16 protein-coding genes are annotated in these 15,682 nt (G+C 71.1%); 2 read left to right on the top strand and 14 right to left on the bottom strand.

The window, feature by feature from the left end; translation table 11 throughout:
- Window positions 1–56: 56 nt before the first annotated feature.
- Window positions 57–1,457: a dipeptidase gene (locus HD594_RS10055; RefSeq protein WP_184750835.1), complete on the bottom strand. Its 1,401-nt coding sequence runs from the start codon at window positions 1,455–1,457 to the stop codon at window positions 57–59.
- Between the two features lie 50 nt (window positions 1,458–1,507).
- Between HD594_RS10055 and HD594_RS10050 the strand changes: the two genes are divergently transcribed.
- Complete coding sequence (locus HD594_RS10050) at window positions 1,508–2,077, top strand: DUF3043 domain-containing protein (protein WP_184750834.1); 570 nt, start codon at window positions 1,508–1,510, stop codon at window positions 2,075–2,077.
- Here HD594_RS10050 and HD594_RS10045 read toward each other — a convergent pair.
- The 7 genes from HD594_RS10045 to HD594_RS10015 all read right to left on the bottom strand — a co-directional run bounded on the left by HD594_RS10045 (window position 2,052) and on the right by HD594_RS10015 (window position 10,683).
- Entirely contained in the window at window positions 2,052–3,086 is a 1,035-nt protein-coding gene (locus HD594_RS10045) for a quinone-dependent dihydroorotate dehydrogenase (RefSeq protein ID WP_184750833.1), read from the bottom strand. The genes HD594_RS10050 and HD594_RS10045 overlap by 26 nt on opposite strands.
- A gap of 10 nt (window positions 3,087–3,096) precedes the next feature.
- Complete coding sequence (gene nrdR / locus HD594_RS10040) at window positions 3,097–3,579, bottom strand: transcriptional regulator NrdR (protein WP_184750832.1); 483 nt, start codon at window positions 3,577–3,579, stop codon at window positions 3,097–3,099.
- A gap of 12 nt (window positions 3,580–3,591) precedes the next feature.
- Complete coding sequence (hisD, locus tag HD594_RS10035) at window positions 3,592–4,893, bottom strand: histidinol dehydrogenase (RefSeq protein ID WP_184750831.1); 1,302 nt, start codon at window positions 4,891–4,893, stop codon at window positions 3,592–3,594.
- A 29-nt stretch (window positions 4,894–4,922) separates the two neighbouring features.
- Window positions 4,923–5,909, bottom strand: a complete 987-nt coding sequence (locus tag HD594_RS10030) for a hypothetical protein (protein WP_184750830.1) — start codon at window positions 5,907–5,909, stop codon at window positions 4,923–4,925.
- A gap of 73 nt (window positions 5,910–5,982) precedes the next feature.
- Window positions 5,983–9,498, bottom strand: a complete 3,516-nt coding sequence (dnaE, locus tag HD594_RS10025; protein WP_184750829.1) for a DNA polymerase III subunit alpha — start codon at window positions 9,496–9,498, stop codon at window positions 5,983–5,985.
- A 119-nt stretch (window positions 9,499–9,617) separates the two neighbouring features.
- The gene (locus tag HD594_RS10020) at window positions 9,618–10,067 is read right to left on the bottom strand and encodes a DinB family protein (RefSeq protein ID WP_184750828.1); all 450 of its coding nucleotides are present in this window, start codon (window positions 10,065–10,067) and stop codon (window positions 9,618–9,620) included.
- Window positions 10,068–10,110: 43 nt separating this feature from the next.
- A complete protein-coding gene (locus HD594_RS10015; protein ID WP_184750827.1) occupies window positions 10,111–10,683 on the bottom strand; it encodes a GNAT family N-acetyltransferase in 573 nt (190 codons plus the stop codon).
- A gap of 171 nt (window positions 10,684–10,854) precedes the next feature.
- On the opposite strand from HD594_RS10015, the gene HD594_RS10010 reads away from it, so the two are divergent.
- Window positions 10,855–11,337 (top strand): NUDIX hydrolase, encoded by a 483-nt coding sequence (locus tag HD594_RS10010; RefSeq protein WP_184750826.1) that lies wholly within the window; start codon window positions 10,855–10,857, stop codon window positions 11,335–11,337.
- 4 nt (window positions 11,338–11,341) lie between these two features.
- Here HD594_RS10010 and HD594_RS10005 read toward each other — a convergent pair whose 3' ends face one another.
- From HD594_RS10005 to HD594_RS09980, 6 genes are all read right to left on the bottom strand, one after another.
- Complete coding sequence (locus HD594_RS10005; RefSeq protein ID WP_184750825.1) at window positions 11,342–12,403, bottom strand: hypothetical protein; 1,062 nt, start codon at window positions 12,401–12,403, stop codon at window positions 11,342–11,344.
- Window positions 12,396–12,980, bottom strand: coding sequence for an RNA polymerase sigma factor (locus HD594_RS10000; RefSeq protein WP_184750824.1), 585 nt, complete (start codon window positions 12,978–12,980; stop codon window positions 12,396–12,398). Before HD594_RS10000 ends, HD594_RS10005 begins: the two co-directional genes overlap by 8 nt.
- Before the next feature lie 46 nt (window positions 12,981–13,026).
- Window positions 13,027–13,950, bottom strand: a complete 924-nt coding sequence (locus HD594_RS09995; RefSeq protein ID WP_184750823.1) for an RluA family pseudouridine synthase — start codon at window positions 13,948–13,950, stop codon at window positions 13,027–13,029.
- Window positions 13,951–13,955: 5 nt separating this feature from the next.
- Window positions 13,956–14,639, bottom strand: a complete 684-nt coding sequence (gene lspA / locus HD594_RS09990) for a signal peptidase II (RefSeq protein WP_184750822.1) — start codon at window positions 14,637–14,639, stop codon at window positions 13,956–13,958.
- Between the two features lie 10 nt (window positions 14,640–14,649).
- Window positions 14,650–15,231 (bottom strand): DivIVA domain-containing protein, encoded by a 582-nt coding sequence (locus HD594_RS09985; RefSeq protein ID WP_184750821.1) that lies wholly within the window; start codon window positions 15,229–15,231, stop codon window positions 14,650–14,652.
- A 151-nt stretch (window positions 15,232–15,382) separates the two neighbouring features.
- Window positions 15,383–15,682: a YggT family protein gene (locus HD594_RS09980; protein WP_184750820.1), complete on the bottom strand. Its 300-nt coding sequence runs from the start codon at window positions 15,680–15,682 to the stop codon at window positions 15,383–15,385.

Genomic DNA, 15,682 nt, shown 5'->3' with positions numbered 1-15,682 from the left:
GGCGCTTCGCACGATTGTACGCCCGCGGCATCCGTGACGGCTCCGAGACGGGCTGATCAGTCCCCGAGAACGCGTCCGTCGAGCTTCTCCAGCAGCAGCGCCTCGGCCACCAGCGCGTTGCGGAACGTGTCCAGGTGCAGCGACTCGTTGGGGCTGTGCGCGCGCGAGTGGGGGTCCTCGACGCCGGTCACCAGGATCTGCGCACCGGGGAACTCCCGGACGAGGTCCGCGATGAACGGGATCGATCCGCCGACGCCCATGTCCACCGGCTCGACGCCGTACGCCGACGCGAGCGCGCCGCGGGCGTCGGCGACGGCCCAGCCGCTCGTGTCGACGAGGAACGGGTTGCCGAAGTCCTGGTCGAAGAACTCCAGCTCGGCCCCGAACGGCGCGTTCGCGCGCAGATGGGCTTCGATTGCCGCGTAGGCGTCCCGCGCGTCCTGACCGGGCGCGACGCGGGCGCTGATGACGACGGTCACCTCGGGCGACAGCGTGTTCGACGCGTTCGCGACGCTGGGCGCGTCGATCCCCGTGACGGTCACGGTCGGCTTGTTCCACACGCGGCTGAGAATCGTGCCCGTGCCGATGGGGCTGACGCCGGCGGGCAGGCCGGCCTCGTCGCGGAGGGTCGCCTCGTCGTAGTCGGGCGTTTCGGCATCCCTCTCGGTCATGCCGGCCACGGCCACGGCTCCCTCGGCGTCCCACAGCGTGGAGAGCATCTTCACCGTCGCCATCATGGCGTCGGGCACCGCGCCGCCGAACATCCCCGAGTGCGACGCGTGCTCGAGCGTGCGCACGCGCAGCGTGAAGCGCGTGTTGCCGCGCAGCGAGACGGTGAGCGCGGGCGTGCGGGAATCCCAGTTGCCCGAGTCGGCGACGACGATGACGTCGGCTGCCAGCACCTCGGCGTTCTCGGTCAGGAACTGCGCGAACGAGCGCGATCCCGCCTCCTCCTCGCCCTCGATGAACAGCGCGACGCCGAGGTCGAAGTCCGCGCCGAGAGCCTCCTTCAGCGCGCGCAGGGCGCCGAGGTGCACCATCACGCCGGCCTTGTCGTCGGCCGCGCCGCGCCCGTAGAGACGGCCGTCGCGGACCGTCGGCTCCCACGGCGGCGTCTCCCACAGGCCCTCGTCGCCCACCGGCTGAACGTCGTGGTGGGCGTAGAGCAGGATCGTCGGGCGGCCGTTCCGCGGCGCGCGGCGCGCGATGACGGCGGGCATGCCGGTCTCGTCGGTGCCCGGGATTCCGGCCCGGCGGATCTCGACGGTGTCGAACAGCTCGGTGCCCCGCACGAGCTCCGCCACCGCCTCGGCGCTGCGCTCGACATGGGCGGGATCGAAGCCGGGGAAGGCCACCGAGGGGATGCGCACCAGCGATCCCAGATCGGCGAGGGCTGCGGGGATGCCGGCAGCCGCCGATTCGCGCACAGCGGACTGTCGGGAGTGCTCAGAAGTCATGCGGGTAATCTTAAGTCCTCCGAAATTGCCGCACTCTGCGAGGTTCTCCCGTGTCCAAGACCCCTTCCACCCCCGCGCCGAACGACGCCGACGCCGTTCAGAACCCGTCGGGCAAGGGACGGCCGACCCCTTCCCGCGCCGAGCGGGAGGCAGCGAACAAGCGTCCCCTCGTCGCCGACACCAAGGAGGCGAAGGCGCGCGCCCGCGCCGACCTCGCCGCTCAGCGCGAGAAGGCGCGCGTCGGCATGGCCGCCGGCGACCAGCGCTACCTTCCCGCCCGCGACCAGGGCCCGCAGCGCAAGTTCGTGCGCGACTGGGTCGACTCGGGCTGGCACCTCGGCGAGGCCGTCATGCCCGCGATGATCCTGGTGATCCTCGCGACGTTCGTCCCGGTCCCCGAGGTGCAGTTCTACTCGTTCGTCGCGCTGTGGGCGTTCATCTTCTTCGTCATCGGCGACATGATCATCACCTCGATCAGCGTCAAGCGCGCCGCGAAGGCGAAGTTCGGCGCCGAGCGCGTGGAGAAGGGTCTGGGCTGGTACGCGGCGATGCGCACCATCCAGATGCGCTTCCTGCGCCTGCCGAAGCCTCAGGTCAAGCGCGGCCAGCGCCCCGCCTGAGCCCGCGGCTGATCTGCCGCGCCCACAGCGGGCCGCGGTAGAGGAAGCCCGTGTAGCCCTGGGTGAGGTCCGCGCCGGCATCCAGGCGCTCGCGCACGTCGTCGGCGGTCTCGATCCCGCCCGCGGCGATGATGCAGAAGTCGTCGGGGACCACCGCGCGCACGCGACGCAGGACCTCGATCGCCCGCTCCTTCAGGGGTGCCCCCGACAGTCCGCCCGCTCCGGCGGCCTCGACGACCTCGGGGTCCGTCGTCAGGCCCTCGCGGGAGATGGTCGTGTTGGTGGCGACGAGTCCCGCGAGGCCGAGGTCGACCGCCAGGCGCGCGATCGCGTCGATCTCGTCGTCGGCGAGGTCCGGCGCGATCTTGACCAGCAGCGGCGTCGTGCCGGCGGCATCGCGAACGGCCTCGAGCAGCGGACGCAGCGTCTCGACGGCCTGGAGCCCCCGCAGACCCGGCGTGTTGGGTGATGACACGTTGACGACGAGGAAGTCCGCCAGCGGCGCCAGCAGCGTGGCGCTGCGAACGTAGTCGGCGGTGGCCTCCGAGACGTCGACCACACGGCTCTTGCCGATGTTGACGCCGATGACCGTGCGCTTGCTCCGGCGCCGCAGTTTCGTCAGGCGCGTCACGGCTGCCTCGGCGCCGCGGTTGTTGAACCCCATGCGGTTGACGACCGCACGGTCGGGGATCAGCCGGAACAGGCGCGGCTTCGGATTGCCCTCCTGCGGGATCGCGGTGAGCGTGCCCACCTCGACGTGGCCGAAGCCGAGGGCGTACAGCCCCGCGACGCCCACGGCATCCTTGTCGAAGCCCGCGGCGACGCCGAAGGGCGAGTCGAACTCGAGGCCCATGGCGTGCGTTCGCAGCGACGGATCGGGGCGGGTGAACGCTCGGGCCGCGATCGAGAACGGCGGGATGCCGAGGATGCGGATGACCAGCATGGCCGCGTGATGCGCGACCTCGGGATCCATGTGCGAGAGCACATGACGGAAGAGGAAGGGATACATCCCCTCCAGGCTAGTCCTCGCCGCGCGGGCTCCGAGACCGGCGGTCCGGGTGATCGACGCGCAGCTGCGCGATCGACGCCTCGAAGTCCTCGACCGAGTCGAAGGCCTGGTAGACGCTGGCGAAGCGCAGGTAGGCGACCTCGTCGAGCTCGCGCAGCGGGCCCAGGATCGCCAGCCCGATCTCGTTCGTCTCGATCTGCGACGCCCCGGTCTGCCGGACGGTCTCCTCGACCGTCTGGGCGAGCAGCGCGAGGTCGGCCTCGGTGACCGGGCGGCCCTGGCACGCCTTGCGGACTCCCGCCATGACCTTCTCGCGGCTGAACGGCTCGACGACGCCCGAGTTCTTGATGACGTTGAGGCTCGCCGTCTCGATGGTCGAGAACCGGCCGCCGCACTCCGGGCACTGACGACGGCGGCGGATGCTGAGACCGTCGTCGCTGGTGCGCGAATCGATGACGCGCGAATCGGGATGACGGCAGAACGGGCAGTGCATGGGACCGACAGACTACACGTCGAAGCGCGCCTCGACGGCCTCGCCGTGCGCGGGGAGCGCCTCGGCCTGGGCCAGCGTGACGATGGCGGAACGGACCTCGGCCAGGGCGGCGTGGTCGTACTCGATGACCTGCTGGGGGCGCAGGAACGTGGATGCCGACAAGCCCGCCGCGTACCGCGCTTGGCCGCCCGTGGGCAGCACGTGGTTGCTGCCGGCGAGGTAGTCGCCGAGGCTCACGGGCGAGTCGGGGCCGACGAAGACCGCCCCGGCGTGGACGAAGTCCTCGGGCCGCGGGTCGGTCAGGTGCAGTTCGAGGTGCTCGGGCGCGTACGCGTTGCTGAACGCCGTCGCCGCGGCGAGATCGTCCACGAGCACCGTCGCGGACTGCGGGCCCGACAGCGCCGTCGTCACGCGCTCCGCGTGGCGCGTGAGCGGAACCCGCGCCACGAGCTCGCGCTCGACCTCCTCGGCGAGCGAGGGCGACGTGGTGACGAGCACCGAAGACGCCTGCTCGTCGTGCTCGGCCTGGCTGATGAGGTCGGCGGCGACCAGCTTCGCCTCGGCGCTGTCGTCGGCGACGATGAGGATCTCGGTGGCGCCGGCTTCGGCATCCGTTCCCACCAGACCCGCCACGGCGCGCTTGGCCGCCGCGACGAAGTTGTTCCCGGGGCCGGTGACGACGTCGACCGGATCGAGTCCGAGGTCGGGGACGCCGTGTGCGAACGCTCCGATCGCGCCCGCGCCGCCCATCGCGTAGACCTCGTCGACGCCCAGCAGGCGCGCGGCGGCGAGGATCACCGGGTGCACCCGACCGTCGTGCTCGCGCTGCGGCGGCGAGGCCAGCGCGACCTCGTCGACGCCCGCCACCTGAGCGGGCACGACGTTCATCACGACGCTGGACGGGTACACCGCCTTGCCGCCGGGAACGTAGAGTCCGACGCGGCGGACGGGCTGCCAGCGCTGGATGACGCGCGCTCCGGGCCCGAGGTCGGTCACCGCCGGCGGCGGGACCTGCGCGGCGGAGGCCGCGCGCACGCGCACGATCGCCTCTTCGAGCGCGGACCGGACCTCCGGCTCGAGCGCCGCGAGCGCCTCGTCGAGGTGCTCCGCGGGAACGCGCAGGGCGTGGTCGCGCACGCCGTCGAAGCGGTCGGCCTGCTCGCGCAGGGCGAGCTCGCCGTGTGCGGCGACGTCGGCGACGATCTCGGCCGCCTTCGCGAGTGCGTCGGCGCGCGCCGCGGTCGCGCGCGGCACCGTGGCCAGCAGCTCGGCCGGTGTCAGCGCACGGCCGCGCAGATCGATGGTGCGAAGCATCCGACTACCGTAGCGCGGCGCGATCGGACTCAGCCGCGAGTGACATCCGAGACATCGTGCAGGTACCCGATGCGGCCGTCCTCGTGGCGCACGACGAACGACTCGCCGCGATCCTCGATCACCAGCGCCCACGCGGTCGGGCCGATGCGGAAGAGCGTGAGGCCGACCTCGTCGACGATCTCGCGCTCTTCGGGCACGAGAGCCCAGAAGGCCTGGTGACGGACGGGCTGGGCCTCGACCGTCTCGTCGGCTTCGGTGGCGGCCTCGGCCGCGGGGGCCTCGTCTGCCGCGCCGACTTCGTCGACCTCGGTCGCGGCGGCTTCCGTCGCCGGGACGGCGTAGACCGGCGCCGCAGCCTCCTCGTCGGCGGCCGCAGGGGCCTCTGCTGCCGGCTCGGCCGGGACCGGGGCGGCGACCGGAGCCGGGCGCGGCGAGATCGCACGCACCGGACGCGCGTTGCGGTGCGCGGGCGTCTCGGGACGGCCGACGAAGTCCTGGTCGAACGGGGCGATGAAGGGCCCGAACACGGTCAGCAGCGTTCCGGCGAGCATGAGGAAGAGCTCCACCCAGACGACCCAGGTCGCCAGGAACACGCGGCTCGAGGCGAGCGTGATGAAGGAGCTCCAGATGGTCGTCAGCCACACGATGGTGGAGACCGAGAAGGCGACCGACGCGAACTGGTCGATCCCGAGCGAGCCGACGCGGCGGATGCCGTCGGGCGACAGGCGCCGCAGCCCGATGAGGAACACCGCGGCCGTGGGCACGCCGATCGTGAGCACCCAGTCGATGCCGTTGCCCCACACCGACGGGCCGGCGCCGACGACGCCGACGACGGGGAAGAACGACACCACGAAGGCGACCAGCCAGATGCCGCCGAGCACGACCTCGCGGATCGAGAAGGGACCCACACCGTACTGTCGCGCCTCTTCGGGCTCGCCGGCGGGAGCCTGCGTCTCGGGCTCGGCGACCGGCGCCTCGACGGTCTCGGGGGTCTGGTCAAGCTGGTCGTCGCTCACAGTTTTCCTTCCCGGCCGCACGCTCGCGGCCCGCTGGACGATGATACCCACGCGTCATGAGATGAAGATGAGATCAGCCGAGGCACTGCGGCCCCAGCAGCCCCTTCAGTTCGCCGTACAGGTCCGCCGTCACGGTGACCGGAAGCGGCACCTCGAACAGCTTGACGGTGGAGCCGCGGTGGAGCCGCAGCGTGACTTCGGTCTCGCCCCGGTGCCGCGTGAGAACCTCGGCGAGCTCGGTGACCACGCGCTCGGTCGCGCGGCTCTCGGGAACGGTGAGCGAGAGCGGGCCCGACGCCTCGAGCGTGCCGAGGTCGGGTGAGAACGCCGACTGCGCGTGCAGGTTCATGCCGTCGTCGCGCCGCGACACACGGCCGCGCACCACGAGGATGGAGTCCGCCTGCAGCATCGACGAGAACTCGGTGTACGTCTTGCCCATGAACATGACGGTGATCTCGCCGTCGAAGTCCTCGACGGTGATCATGCCGTACGGGTTTCCGCTGGACTTGGCGACGCGATGCTGCACGCTCGTGACCAGCCCGGCGATCGTCACCTGGGAGCCGTCCTCGACGTCCTCGGACGCGAGCAGGTCGTGGATGCTCGTCGACGCGTGCTTCGCGAGCGGGATCTCGAGGCCGGCGAGCGGGTGGTCCGATACGTAGAGCCCCAGCATCTCGCGCTCGAAGGCGAGCTTGTCCTTCTTGGTCCACTCGGGGCGCTCGGGAACCTGGGGCGGCAGGACCTCGTCGGCTTCGTAGAGGCTGTCGAAGTCGAAGCCGATCGCGCCCGAGGCCTCGTTCCTCTTGACGTCGACGGCGGCCTCGACAGCGCCCTCGTGGATCTCGAGCAGTGCGCGCCGCGTGTTGCCCATCGAATCGAAGGCGCCGGCCTTGATGAGCGATTCGACGGTCCGCTTGTTCGCCACGTGCAGCGGGACCTTGGCGAGGAAGTCGTGGAACGCCGTGAAGGGCTCCTTCTTGCGGGAGGCGACGATGCCGTCCACGACGTTCGACCCGACGTTGCGCACCGCGCCCAGACCGAAGCGGATGTCGTCGCCGACGGCCGCGAAGTACCGGATCGACTCCCCCACGTCGGGCGGCAGGACCTTGATGCCCATGCGGCGGCACTCGTTGAGATAGACCGCCATCTTGTCCTTCGAGTCGCCCACGCTCGTCAGCAGCGCCGCCATGTACTCGGCCGGGTAGTGCGCCTTCAGGTAGGCCGTCCAGTACGACACGAGGCCGTACGCGGCCGAGTGCGCCTTGTTGAACGCGTAGTCCGAGAACGGCAGCAGGATGTCCCACAGCGCCTTGACGGCGCCGTCGCCGAAGCCGCGCTCCTTCATGCCGCCGGCGAAGCCCTCGTACTGCTTGTCGAGCTCGGACTTCTTCTTCTTGCCCATGGCGCGGCGCAGGATGTCGGCTTGACCGAGGGAGAAGCCGGCCACCTTCTGCGCGATCGCCATCACCTGCTCCTGATAGATGATCAGGCCGTAGCTGATGTCGAGGATCTCCTTGAGCGGCTCCTCGAGCTCCGGGTGGATCGGCGTGACATCCTGCTGGCCGTTCTTGCGCAGCGCGTAGTTGATGTGCGAGTTCGCGCCCATGGGCCCCGGGCGGTAGAGCGCGATGACGGCCGAGACGTCTTCGAAGTTGTCGGGCTTCATCAGGCGCAGGAGCGAGCGCATGGGGCCGCCGTCGAGCTGGAACACGCCGAGCGTGTCGCCGCGGGTCAGCAGGTCGTAGGCGGCGCGGTCGTCGAGCTCGAGGTGCTCGAGATCGAGCTCCTCGCCCCGGTTCATGCGGATGTTGTCGAGGGCGTCCGAGATGATCGTGAGGTTGCGCAGCCCCAGGAAGTCCATCTTGATGAGGCCCAGCGTCTCGCACGACGGGTAGTCGAACTGCGTGACGATCTGGCCGTCCTGCTCGCGGCGCATGATCGGGATGACGTCCAGCAGCGGCTCGCTGGACATGATGACGCCCGCCGCGTGCACGCCCCACTGGCGCTTGAGGCCCTCGAGCCCGAGTGCGCGGTCGAAGACCGTCTTGGCCTCGGGGTCGGTGTCGATGAGGGCGCGGAACTCGCTGGCCTCCTTGAACCGCGGGTGCTCCTTGTCGTACATGCCGCTGAGCGGCATGTCCTTGCCCATGACAGCCGGCGGCATCGCCTTCGTGAGGCGCTCCCCCATGCTGAACGGGAAGCCGAGCACGCGCCCGGCGTCCTTCAGCGCCTGCTTCGACTTGATCGTGCCGTACGTGACGATCTGGGCGACGCGCTCGGAGCCGTACTTGTCGGTCACGTAGTCGATGACCTCGCCGCGGCGGCGGTCGTCGAAGTCGACGTCGAAGTCGGGCATCGAGACGCGGTCCGGGTTGAGGAAGCGCTCGAAGATGAGGCCGTGCTCGAGCGGATCGAGGTCCGTGATCCGCATGGCGTACGCCACCATCGACCCGGCGCCCGACCCGCGGCCGGGACCGACGCGGATGCCGTTGTCCTTCGCCCAGTTGATGAAGTCGGCGACGACGAGGAAGTATCCGGGGAAGCCCATCTGGAGGATGATCCCGGTCTCGTACTCGGCCTGCTTGCGGACCCGGTCGGGGATGCCGGCCGGGTACCGGTAGTGCAGGCCCTGCTCGACCTCCTTGATGAGCCAGCTGTCCTCGGTCTCGCCGTCGGGCACCGGGAACCGCGGCATGTAGTTCGCGGCGGTGTTGAACTCGACCTCGCACCGCTCGGCGATCAGCAGCGTGTTGTCGCACGCCTCGGGGTGGTCGCGGAAGATCTGCCGCATCTCCTGCGCGGTCTTGATGTAGTAGCCGTCGCCGTCGAACTTGAAGCGGTTGGGGTCGTCGAGCGTCGACCCGGACTGCACGCACAGGAGCGCGGCGTGGGCGTCCGCCTCGTGCTGGTGCGTGTAGTGGGAGTCGTTGGTCGCCACCAGCGGGATGTCGAGGTCCTTCGCCAGGCGCAGCAGGTCGGTCATGACCCGTCGCTCGATCGACAGGCCGTGGTCCATGATCTCGGCGAAGTAGTTCTCCTTGCCGAAGATGTCCTGGAACTCCGCGGCCGCCGCACGCGCGGCGTCGTACTGACCGAGGCGAAGGCGCGTCTGCACCTCGCCGGACGGGCAGCCGGTCGTCGCGATCAGTCCCTTGCCGTAGGTCTCGAGCAGCTCTCGGTCCATGCGGGGCTTGAAGTAGTAGCCCTCGATGCTCGACAGCGAGCTGAGCCGGAAGAGGTTGTGCATGCCCTCGGTGCTCTGGCTCCACATCGTCATGTGGGTGTAGGCGCCGGCGCCCGACACATCGTCGCTCTTCTGCTCGGGCGTGCCCCACGCGACGCGCGACTTGTCGCTGCGGTGCGTGCCGGGTGTGACGTACGCCTCGAGTCCGACGATGGGCTTGACGCCGGAGGCCTTGGCGGCGTTGTAGAACTCGAACGCCGCGAACGTGTTGCCGTGGTCGGTCACCGCGATCGCCGGCATGCCGTAGTCGGCCGCCGCCTGGGTCATCGCGCCGATCTTGGCGGCGCCGTCGAGCATCGAGTACTCGCTGTGCACGTGCAGATGAACGAAGGAGTCGGATGCCACGGATCGAGTCTACGAAGCACCTCCCCCACGACGCCCGCAGTCGGCGCGGTTCGCGCGGACCCGACCGCGAGGTCGTCTCACCCTCGAGCTGAAGGTGAAGGATCGCGTCCCGGCGGCGCTCAGAAGTCCTCGTCGAGCGCGTACTGCCGCTGCCACGACGCCGGCCGGTCGATGCCGAGGCCGTACAGGTAGCGGATCAGCTGGCCGTGGTGCTGCGTCTCGTGCTCGAGCAGCGCGAGCGCGTAGGTCGCCGACTCCTCGTCGTCGGGCGCGAGCTCGGCGAGCCACGCGTCGACGCCCGCGGCGGTGGTCTCGAACGCGGCCCGCAGGGCGGCGGCGTCCGTCGTCTCGGACGCGGTGACCGGACTGGTGAACCCGCGCCACTCCCCCGCGCGGGCCGCCCGCACATAGCTCTCCCGCGCGCCCAGCGCGCACCACAGCTGGTGCCCGGCGGTGTCCGACGGCAGTCCCGGGAGGCGCGAGCCGAGCTGCTCGGCGGTGAGCGCGTCGACGAGGTCGAGGTACAGGGTGTTCGCGCGGGCGAAGCGGCGGCGCAGGATCTCGTTCACGGCACCACCGTATTGCGGCGCCGGCGGCGATGGAGCGTCATCGCTACCGCAGGTCGAGCCGCATCAGGATGCGCGGGAAGCCGTCGAGCACCGAGGTCGTGTCGGAGACCTTCACGAACCCCGCCCGCTCGAACAGGGCTCTGGTGCCGACGTACGCCATCGTCGACTCGACCCGCGCGCCGTCGTTGTCGACCGGGTACGCCTCGACGACCGGGGCGCCGCGCTCGCGCGCATAGGCGACCGCGCCGTCGACGAGTGCGTGCATGATTCCCCGCCCCCGATGGCCGGGCCGCACGCGGAGGCACCACAGCGACCAGGCGTCCTCGTCGTCGACGTGCGGGATCGTCCGGCTGCGCGCGAACGCGGTGCCTGCCCGCGGATGCAGCGCGGCCCAGCCGACGGGCACGCCGTCGTCGTAGGCGAGCACGCCCGGCGGCGGGTCCTGGGCGCACAGCTCTCGCACGCGCTCGGCGCGCGCGGGACCTCGCAGCGCGCGGCTCTCGCGCGACCCGATGCGGTAGCTCAGGCAGAAGCACACCGTCGCGGTCGGGCTGCGCGGGCCCACCACCGCGGCGACGTCGTCGAACACGGTCGCCGCCCGCACCTCGATGCTCATGCCACCACTGTGCCCCCGCCATCCGACATCCGCCCTCCCCTCGCCTCCCTTCCCCTCGCCTCGCGGGCGCCGTCGTCGGAGAATCCGCGCTCCGCAGGACGATCCGGCGGTGATGCCTCCGACGATCGCGAGAATCTCCGACGGCGGGAACCGCGACCCTAGAGTGGACCCGTGCCGACCCCCGACTTCGTCCTCGAACTGCGCCGCCACATCGGAACGATGCCGCTGCCGCTGGCCGGTGTGACCGCCGTCGTCGTCCGCGGCGACGAGGTCCTCCTCGGCCGGCGCTCCGACAACGGCGCGCTCACGCCGATCACCGGCATCGTCGACCCCGGCGAAGAGCCGGCGGATGCCGCGGTGCGCGAGGCGCTCGAAGAGGCCGGCGTCCGCATCCGCGCCGACCGCCTGTGCTGGGTGCACCAGATCCCGCGCGTCACCTACGCCAACGGCGACCAGAGCGACTATCTCGACCTGACCTTCCGCTGCACGTGGATCGACGGCGACCCGTATCCCGCCGACGGCGAGATGACGGAGGTCGGCTGGTACCCGCTCGCCGACCTGGGCGAGGTGGGCGACGAGATGCGCGCGCGCATCGGCGCAGCACTGGTGCCCGGCGATGCCGCCCGCTTCGAGGGCGGCGCGGCGCCGGCGTGAGCGGTCAGCCGGTCACGTCGGGGACATCGTCGACGACGTCGACCGACACGCGCCACGTGGTCTCGGGCGCGTCCTCGTCGCCGCCGAGCAGGATCTCGTGGTCGTTGACCGCGCCCGCCACCGGCAGCAGCGACGCGCTGTCGACGTCGACCTCGAACGAGAGCGGGTCGGAGTCGCCCACGACGCGGATCACCGCGGGGTCCGCGTCCGAGGGAACCGCCGACACCCCGTCGAGCGACTGCACGGCCTCGAGCAGCGTCGCCCGCTGTGCCGGTGCGGCGATGAACCACGCCGGGTCCTGCAGGATGCCGAGGGCGAGCTGCACCTCGAAGGCGCTCTCCTCCAGGTACGGCAGGGCCCACTCGTTCGGCAGCAGCCGATCCGCGAACGCCTCCGCGATGGCGTCCGGGTCATCCCCGAGGGCATCGATCCACGCCGCGTCCACGGCGGGCGGCTCCGTCGTGACGACCGTGCGCGGCGTGCGCCCGCCCCATCGCTCACGCAGGTCCGGCGCGTGCGGGCCCACCTCGCCGACGATCTCGGGGTCGTCCTGCGGGTCCGCCACCGTCCACGGGCCCGATGCCTCCGGAACGTAGGAGGCGGCGACCTCGCGCACCCACAGGTAGCTCTCGGCGAGCTCGGGCCCCGGCGAGAAGTACGGGTCGATGATGCCGGTGTAGGCCTCCGTCGTCACGTACTCGATGAGCAGGTACTGTCCCTCGCCCACCTGCTCCAGCAGCGGCTGCTCCGTGTCCAGTGCGGGCGACGGCGTCGCGCCGACGACCTCGGGGCCGCGCGAGAGCTGCGCGAGCTCGACCGCCCCGACGACCAGGCCCGCCACGGCCGCCACCGCGACGGCCCCCGCGATCAGCGGTGCGCGTCGCCGACGAGGGGCGCGCGGCGGAGTCCCTGCGCCGCGCTGTGCCCTGTGCGCGCCCCCGGACGTCACCGCGCCCGGCACGGCTCCGTCGATCTCGCGCTCCAGCGCCGCGCGTGCGACGCGCAACTGCCCGTCGGTGACCCGCGCGTCCGCACCCAGTTCGCGCACGCCGCCCCACTCATCCATCGAGGGCCTCCTCTCCTCGGCGCACGGGTGATCCCGCACGCGCGACCGCCGTGGCGCCCAAGCGCCGGCGGACCCGGTTCAGTCGCGAGCGGACGGTTCCCACCGGAACCCCCAGGGCGACGGCGACCTCTTCGTAGGTCAGATCGCCCCACGCGTACAGCAGCAGCGTGTCGCGATCCCGCGCCGAGACCGCGGCGATCCCGGGAACGAGCTCGCGGACGCGCGCCGTCGCGTCGAGACGCTCCGACGCGGCCTCGAGGCCGCCCTCATCGCTACCCGGCTCGCCGGCGGCGGCTCCGAGCGCACGCCAGTGACCTGCCTCGTGGGCGCGATGGCTGCGCACCAGCCGCGTCGCGATGCCCAGCAGCCAGGGCCGCGCCGACTCCCACCGGTGGTCGAAGTCCCCGCGGCGGCGGAAGGCGACGAGGAACGTCTCGCTCAGCACGTCCTCGGCGGCATCCGAACCCACCCGCCGCGCGGCGAAGGCGCCGACGACGCGGGCGTGCCGGTCGAAGATCTCCGCGAAGGCGCGCGGGTCGTCGACGGACCGCCGGATGATCGCGCTGTCGGTGCTCACATCAGGTATTGCGCGTCGGCGCCGATGCGGTTCACGTCTGGTCGCCTCAGGCCTCGCCGCGCAGCACGGCGAGGGCGTGGGCGAGGTCGGCGGGGTACTCCGACGTGAACGTGACCCACTCGCGGTTCGCGGGGTGCGCGAACGAGAGCTCGTGCGCGTGCAGCCACTGCCGCGTCAGCCCCAGCTTCGCCGACATCGTGGGGTCGGCGCCGTACAGCGGGTCTCCCACGCACGGGTGGCGGTGGGCGGCCATGTGCACGCGGATCTGGTGGGTGCGGCCGGTCTCGAGGTGGATCTCGAGCAGCGACGCTCCCGGGAACGCCTCGAGCGTCTCGTAGTGGGTCACCGAGTCCTTGCCCGCGGGCGTGACGGCGAACTTCCACGGGTGGGACGGATGCCGGCCGATCGGCGCGTCGATCGTGCCCGCCAGCGGATCGGGATGACCCTGGACGACCGCGTGGTAGACCTTGTCGACCTCGCGCTCCTTGAAGGCGTGCTTGAGCGCCGTGTACGCTCGCTCGGACTTGGCCACGACCATCAGTCCGCTCGTGCCGACGTCGAGACGGTGCACGATGCCCTGCCGCTCGGCGGCGCCGGTGGTGGCGATGCGGTAGCCGGCCGCGGCGAGGGCGCCCAGCACGGTCGGGCCCTCCCAGCCGAGCGACGGGTGCGCGGCGACCCCGGCGGGCTTGTCGATGACGACGATGTCGTCGTCGTCATGGACGATCCCGAGATCGGGCACCGCGACCGGGACGATCGTCGGCTCCTCCTTGGGCTGCCACTCCACCTCGAGCCACGCACCGCTGCGCAGGCGGTCGGACTTGGCGAGCCCGCGACCGTCCATGCGGATGCCGCCGGCGTCGGCGACTTCGGCCGCGAACGTTCGCGAGAAGCCGAGCATCTTGGCCAGCGCGGCATCCACGCGCGCGCCGTCGAGCCCGTCCGGGACGGGGAGGCTGCGTGACTCCATGGGCGTCAGTCCCGCTCCGCGGGGTCGTCCCCGGCGCCGTCGCCGGCGGCATCCGCCACGTGGGCGTCGGCGTCGCCGGATGCGGCGGACTCCGACTCGAGGGCGGGCTCGGCGGCATCCGCCTCCGAGGCCTCGGGCTCGGCGGCCTCCGCGTCGGCGGTCTCGTCGGCGACGCGCGTCTCACGCGACCCGTCGAATCCGATGCCGATCAGCACCAGCAGGGCGACGCCGATCATCATCGACACGATGAAGATGTCGGCGACGTTGTAGATCGCCGGCATCATCCACGGCGTGTGGATGAAGTCCACGACATGCCCGATGGGGAAGCCGGGGTCGCGGAACACGCGATCGGTCAGGTTGCCCAGCGCGCCGCCCAGCAGCAGGCCGAGCGCCACGGCCCACAGCCGCGACCGGATGCGCGTGACGGCGAGGACGACGATGATCACGGCGACCGCGGCCAGCGCGAGCGTGAACAGCCAGGTCACGCCCTCACCGAGCGAGAAAGCCGCGCCGGGGTTGCGGACGAGGTAGAAGACGAGGAAATCGCCGAGGACATGCACCGCCTCTTCGGGCGGGAGGTTCTCGATCGCGAGGTACTTCGTGAACTGGTCGGCGGCCAGCACCGTCACCGCGAGGACCGCGATGATGATGCTGGCCGCCGCCCGACTCAAGGGGACTCGGCCTGCCAAGAATCCTGTCCTAGAGGCCGATGGCCGAGACCGGCGTGGCACCCGACGACGTGCCCGTGGTCTCGAGGTCGCGGAGCTTGCCCTCGATGTAGCTGCGCAGCTGCGAGCGGTAGTCGCGCTCGAAGTTGCGCAGCTCCGTGATGCGGGACTCCAGGCCGGCGCGCTCGCGCTCGAGCTTGCTCACCTCTTCGCGGTGACGCGTCTCGGCCTCGGAGATGATCGCCGACGCCTGCGTCTGCGCCTCGGCGATGAGCTGGTCGTGCTTGGCACGGCCCTCGGCCACGTGCTCGTCGTGGAGGCGCTGGGCGAGCTCGATGATGCCGGCGCTCGCGACGGGCGCGTCACCGGTCATGGCGCCCATGGAGGGCGCGGCGGCCGCGGGGGCGGGCGCCGGAGCCGGAGCGGCCGCGGGCGCGCCGCCGGCCTCGTACTCGGCCAGCTTCGCCTTGAGCTCGTCGTTCTCGGCGATGGTCTTGCGCCACTCGACGACGATCTCATCCAGGAAGTCGTCGACCTCGTCGGGATCGAATCCCTCCTTGAAGCGGACGTGCTGGAACTGCTTCGTTACGACGTCATCGGGGGTCAATGCCATGGTCATACCTCTTTCGAGCGCTCAGGTCGCTGGCCGATGTCGGGTCCCGGGCGCTCGATGCGCCGGGTCGTTCCTAGAAATCATAGTCGCGGCGCGCCGGGACTGTCGAAGGGTCGGCACACGGGCACCGCACGGCTGTTCGCGCACAGCGTCATGACGCGAGAGCGCGCGTGATGCTGAGCAGGATGAACACCGCCAGCATCGTCAGCGCGAAGCCGAAGTCGATCGCGATCGGGCCGACCCGCAGCGGCGGGATGAAGCGCCGGAACAGCTTGATCGGAGGATCGGTCACCGTGTACACGATCTCTGCGGCGACCAGACCCGCGCCGCGCGGGCGCCATTCGCGATTGAAGAACGGCACCCATTCGAGCACCAGCCGAGCGAACAGCACGAACACATAGATGAGGAGGGCGAAATTCAGGATCGCCGCGATAAGCCGGAGGACGTCCAC

This window comes from Microbacterium thalassium, from assembly GCF_014208045.1.
Lineage (GTDB): Bacteria > Actinomycetota > Actinomycetes > Actinomycetales > Microbacteriaceae > Microbacterium > Microbacterium thalassium.
This window is presented reverse-complemented; position numbering and strand designations above follow the sequence as displayed.

Coding starts and splice junctions, on each gene's coding strand:
- HD594_RS10055 (WP_184750835.1), bottom strand. CDS start 1,457: ATGACTTCTGAGCACTCCCGACAGTCCGCTGTGCGCGAATCGGCGGCT.
- HD594_RS10045 (WP_184750833.1), bottom strand. CDS start 3,086: ATGTATCCCTTCCTCTTCCGTCATGTGCTCTCGCACATGGATCCCGAG.
- nrdR (WP_184750832.1), bottom strand. CDS start 3,579: ATGCACTGCCCGTTCTGCCGTCATCCCGATTCGCGCGTCATCGATTCG.
- hisD (WP_184750831.1), bottom strand. CDS start 4,893: ATGCTTCGCACCATCGATCTGCGCGGCCGTGCGCTGACACCGGCCGAG.
- HD594_RS10015 (WP_184750827.1), bottom strand. CDS start 10,683: ATGAGCATCGAGGTGCGGGCGGCGACCGTGTTCGACGACGTCGCCGCG.
- HD594_RS10005 (WP_184750825.1), bottom strand. CDS start 12,403: ATGGATGAGTGGGGCGGCGTGCGCGAACTGGGTGCGGACGCGCGGGTC.
- HD594_RS09995 (WP_184750823.1), bottom strand. CDS start 13,950: ATGGAGTCACGCAGCCTCCCCGTCCCGGACGGGCTCGACGGCGCGCGC.
- HD594_RS09985 (WP_184750821.1), bottom strand. CDS start 15,231: ATGGCATTGACCCCCGATGACGTCGTAACGAAGCAGTTCCAGCACGTC.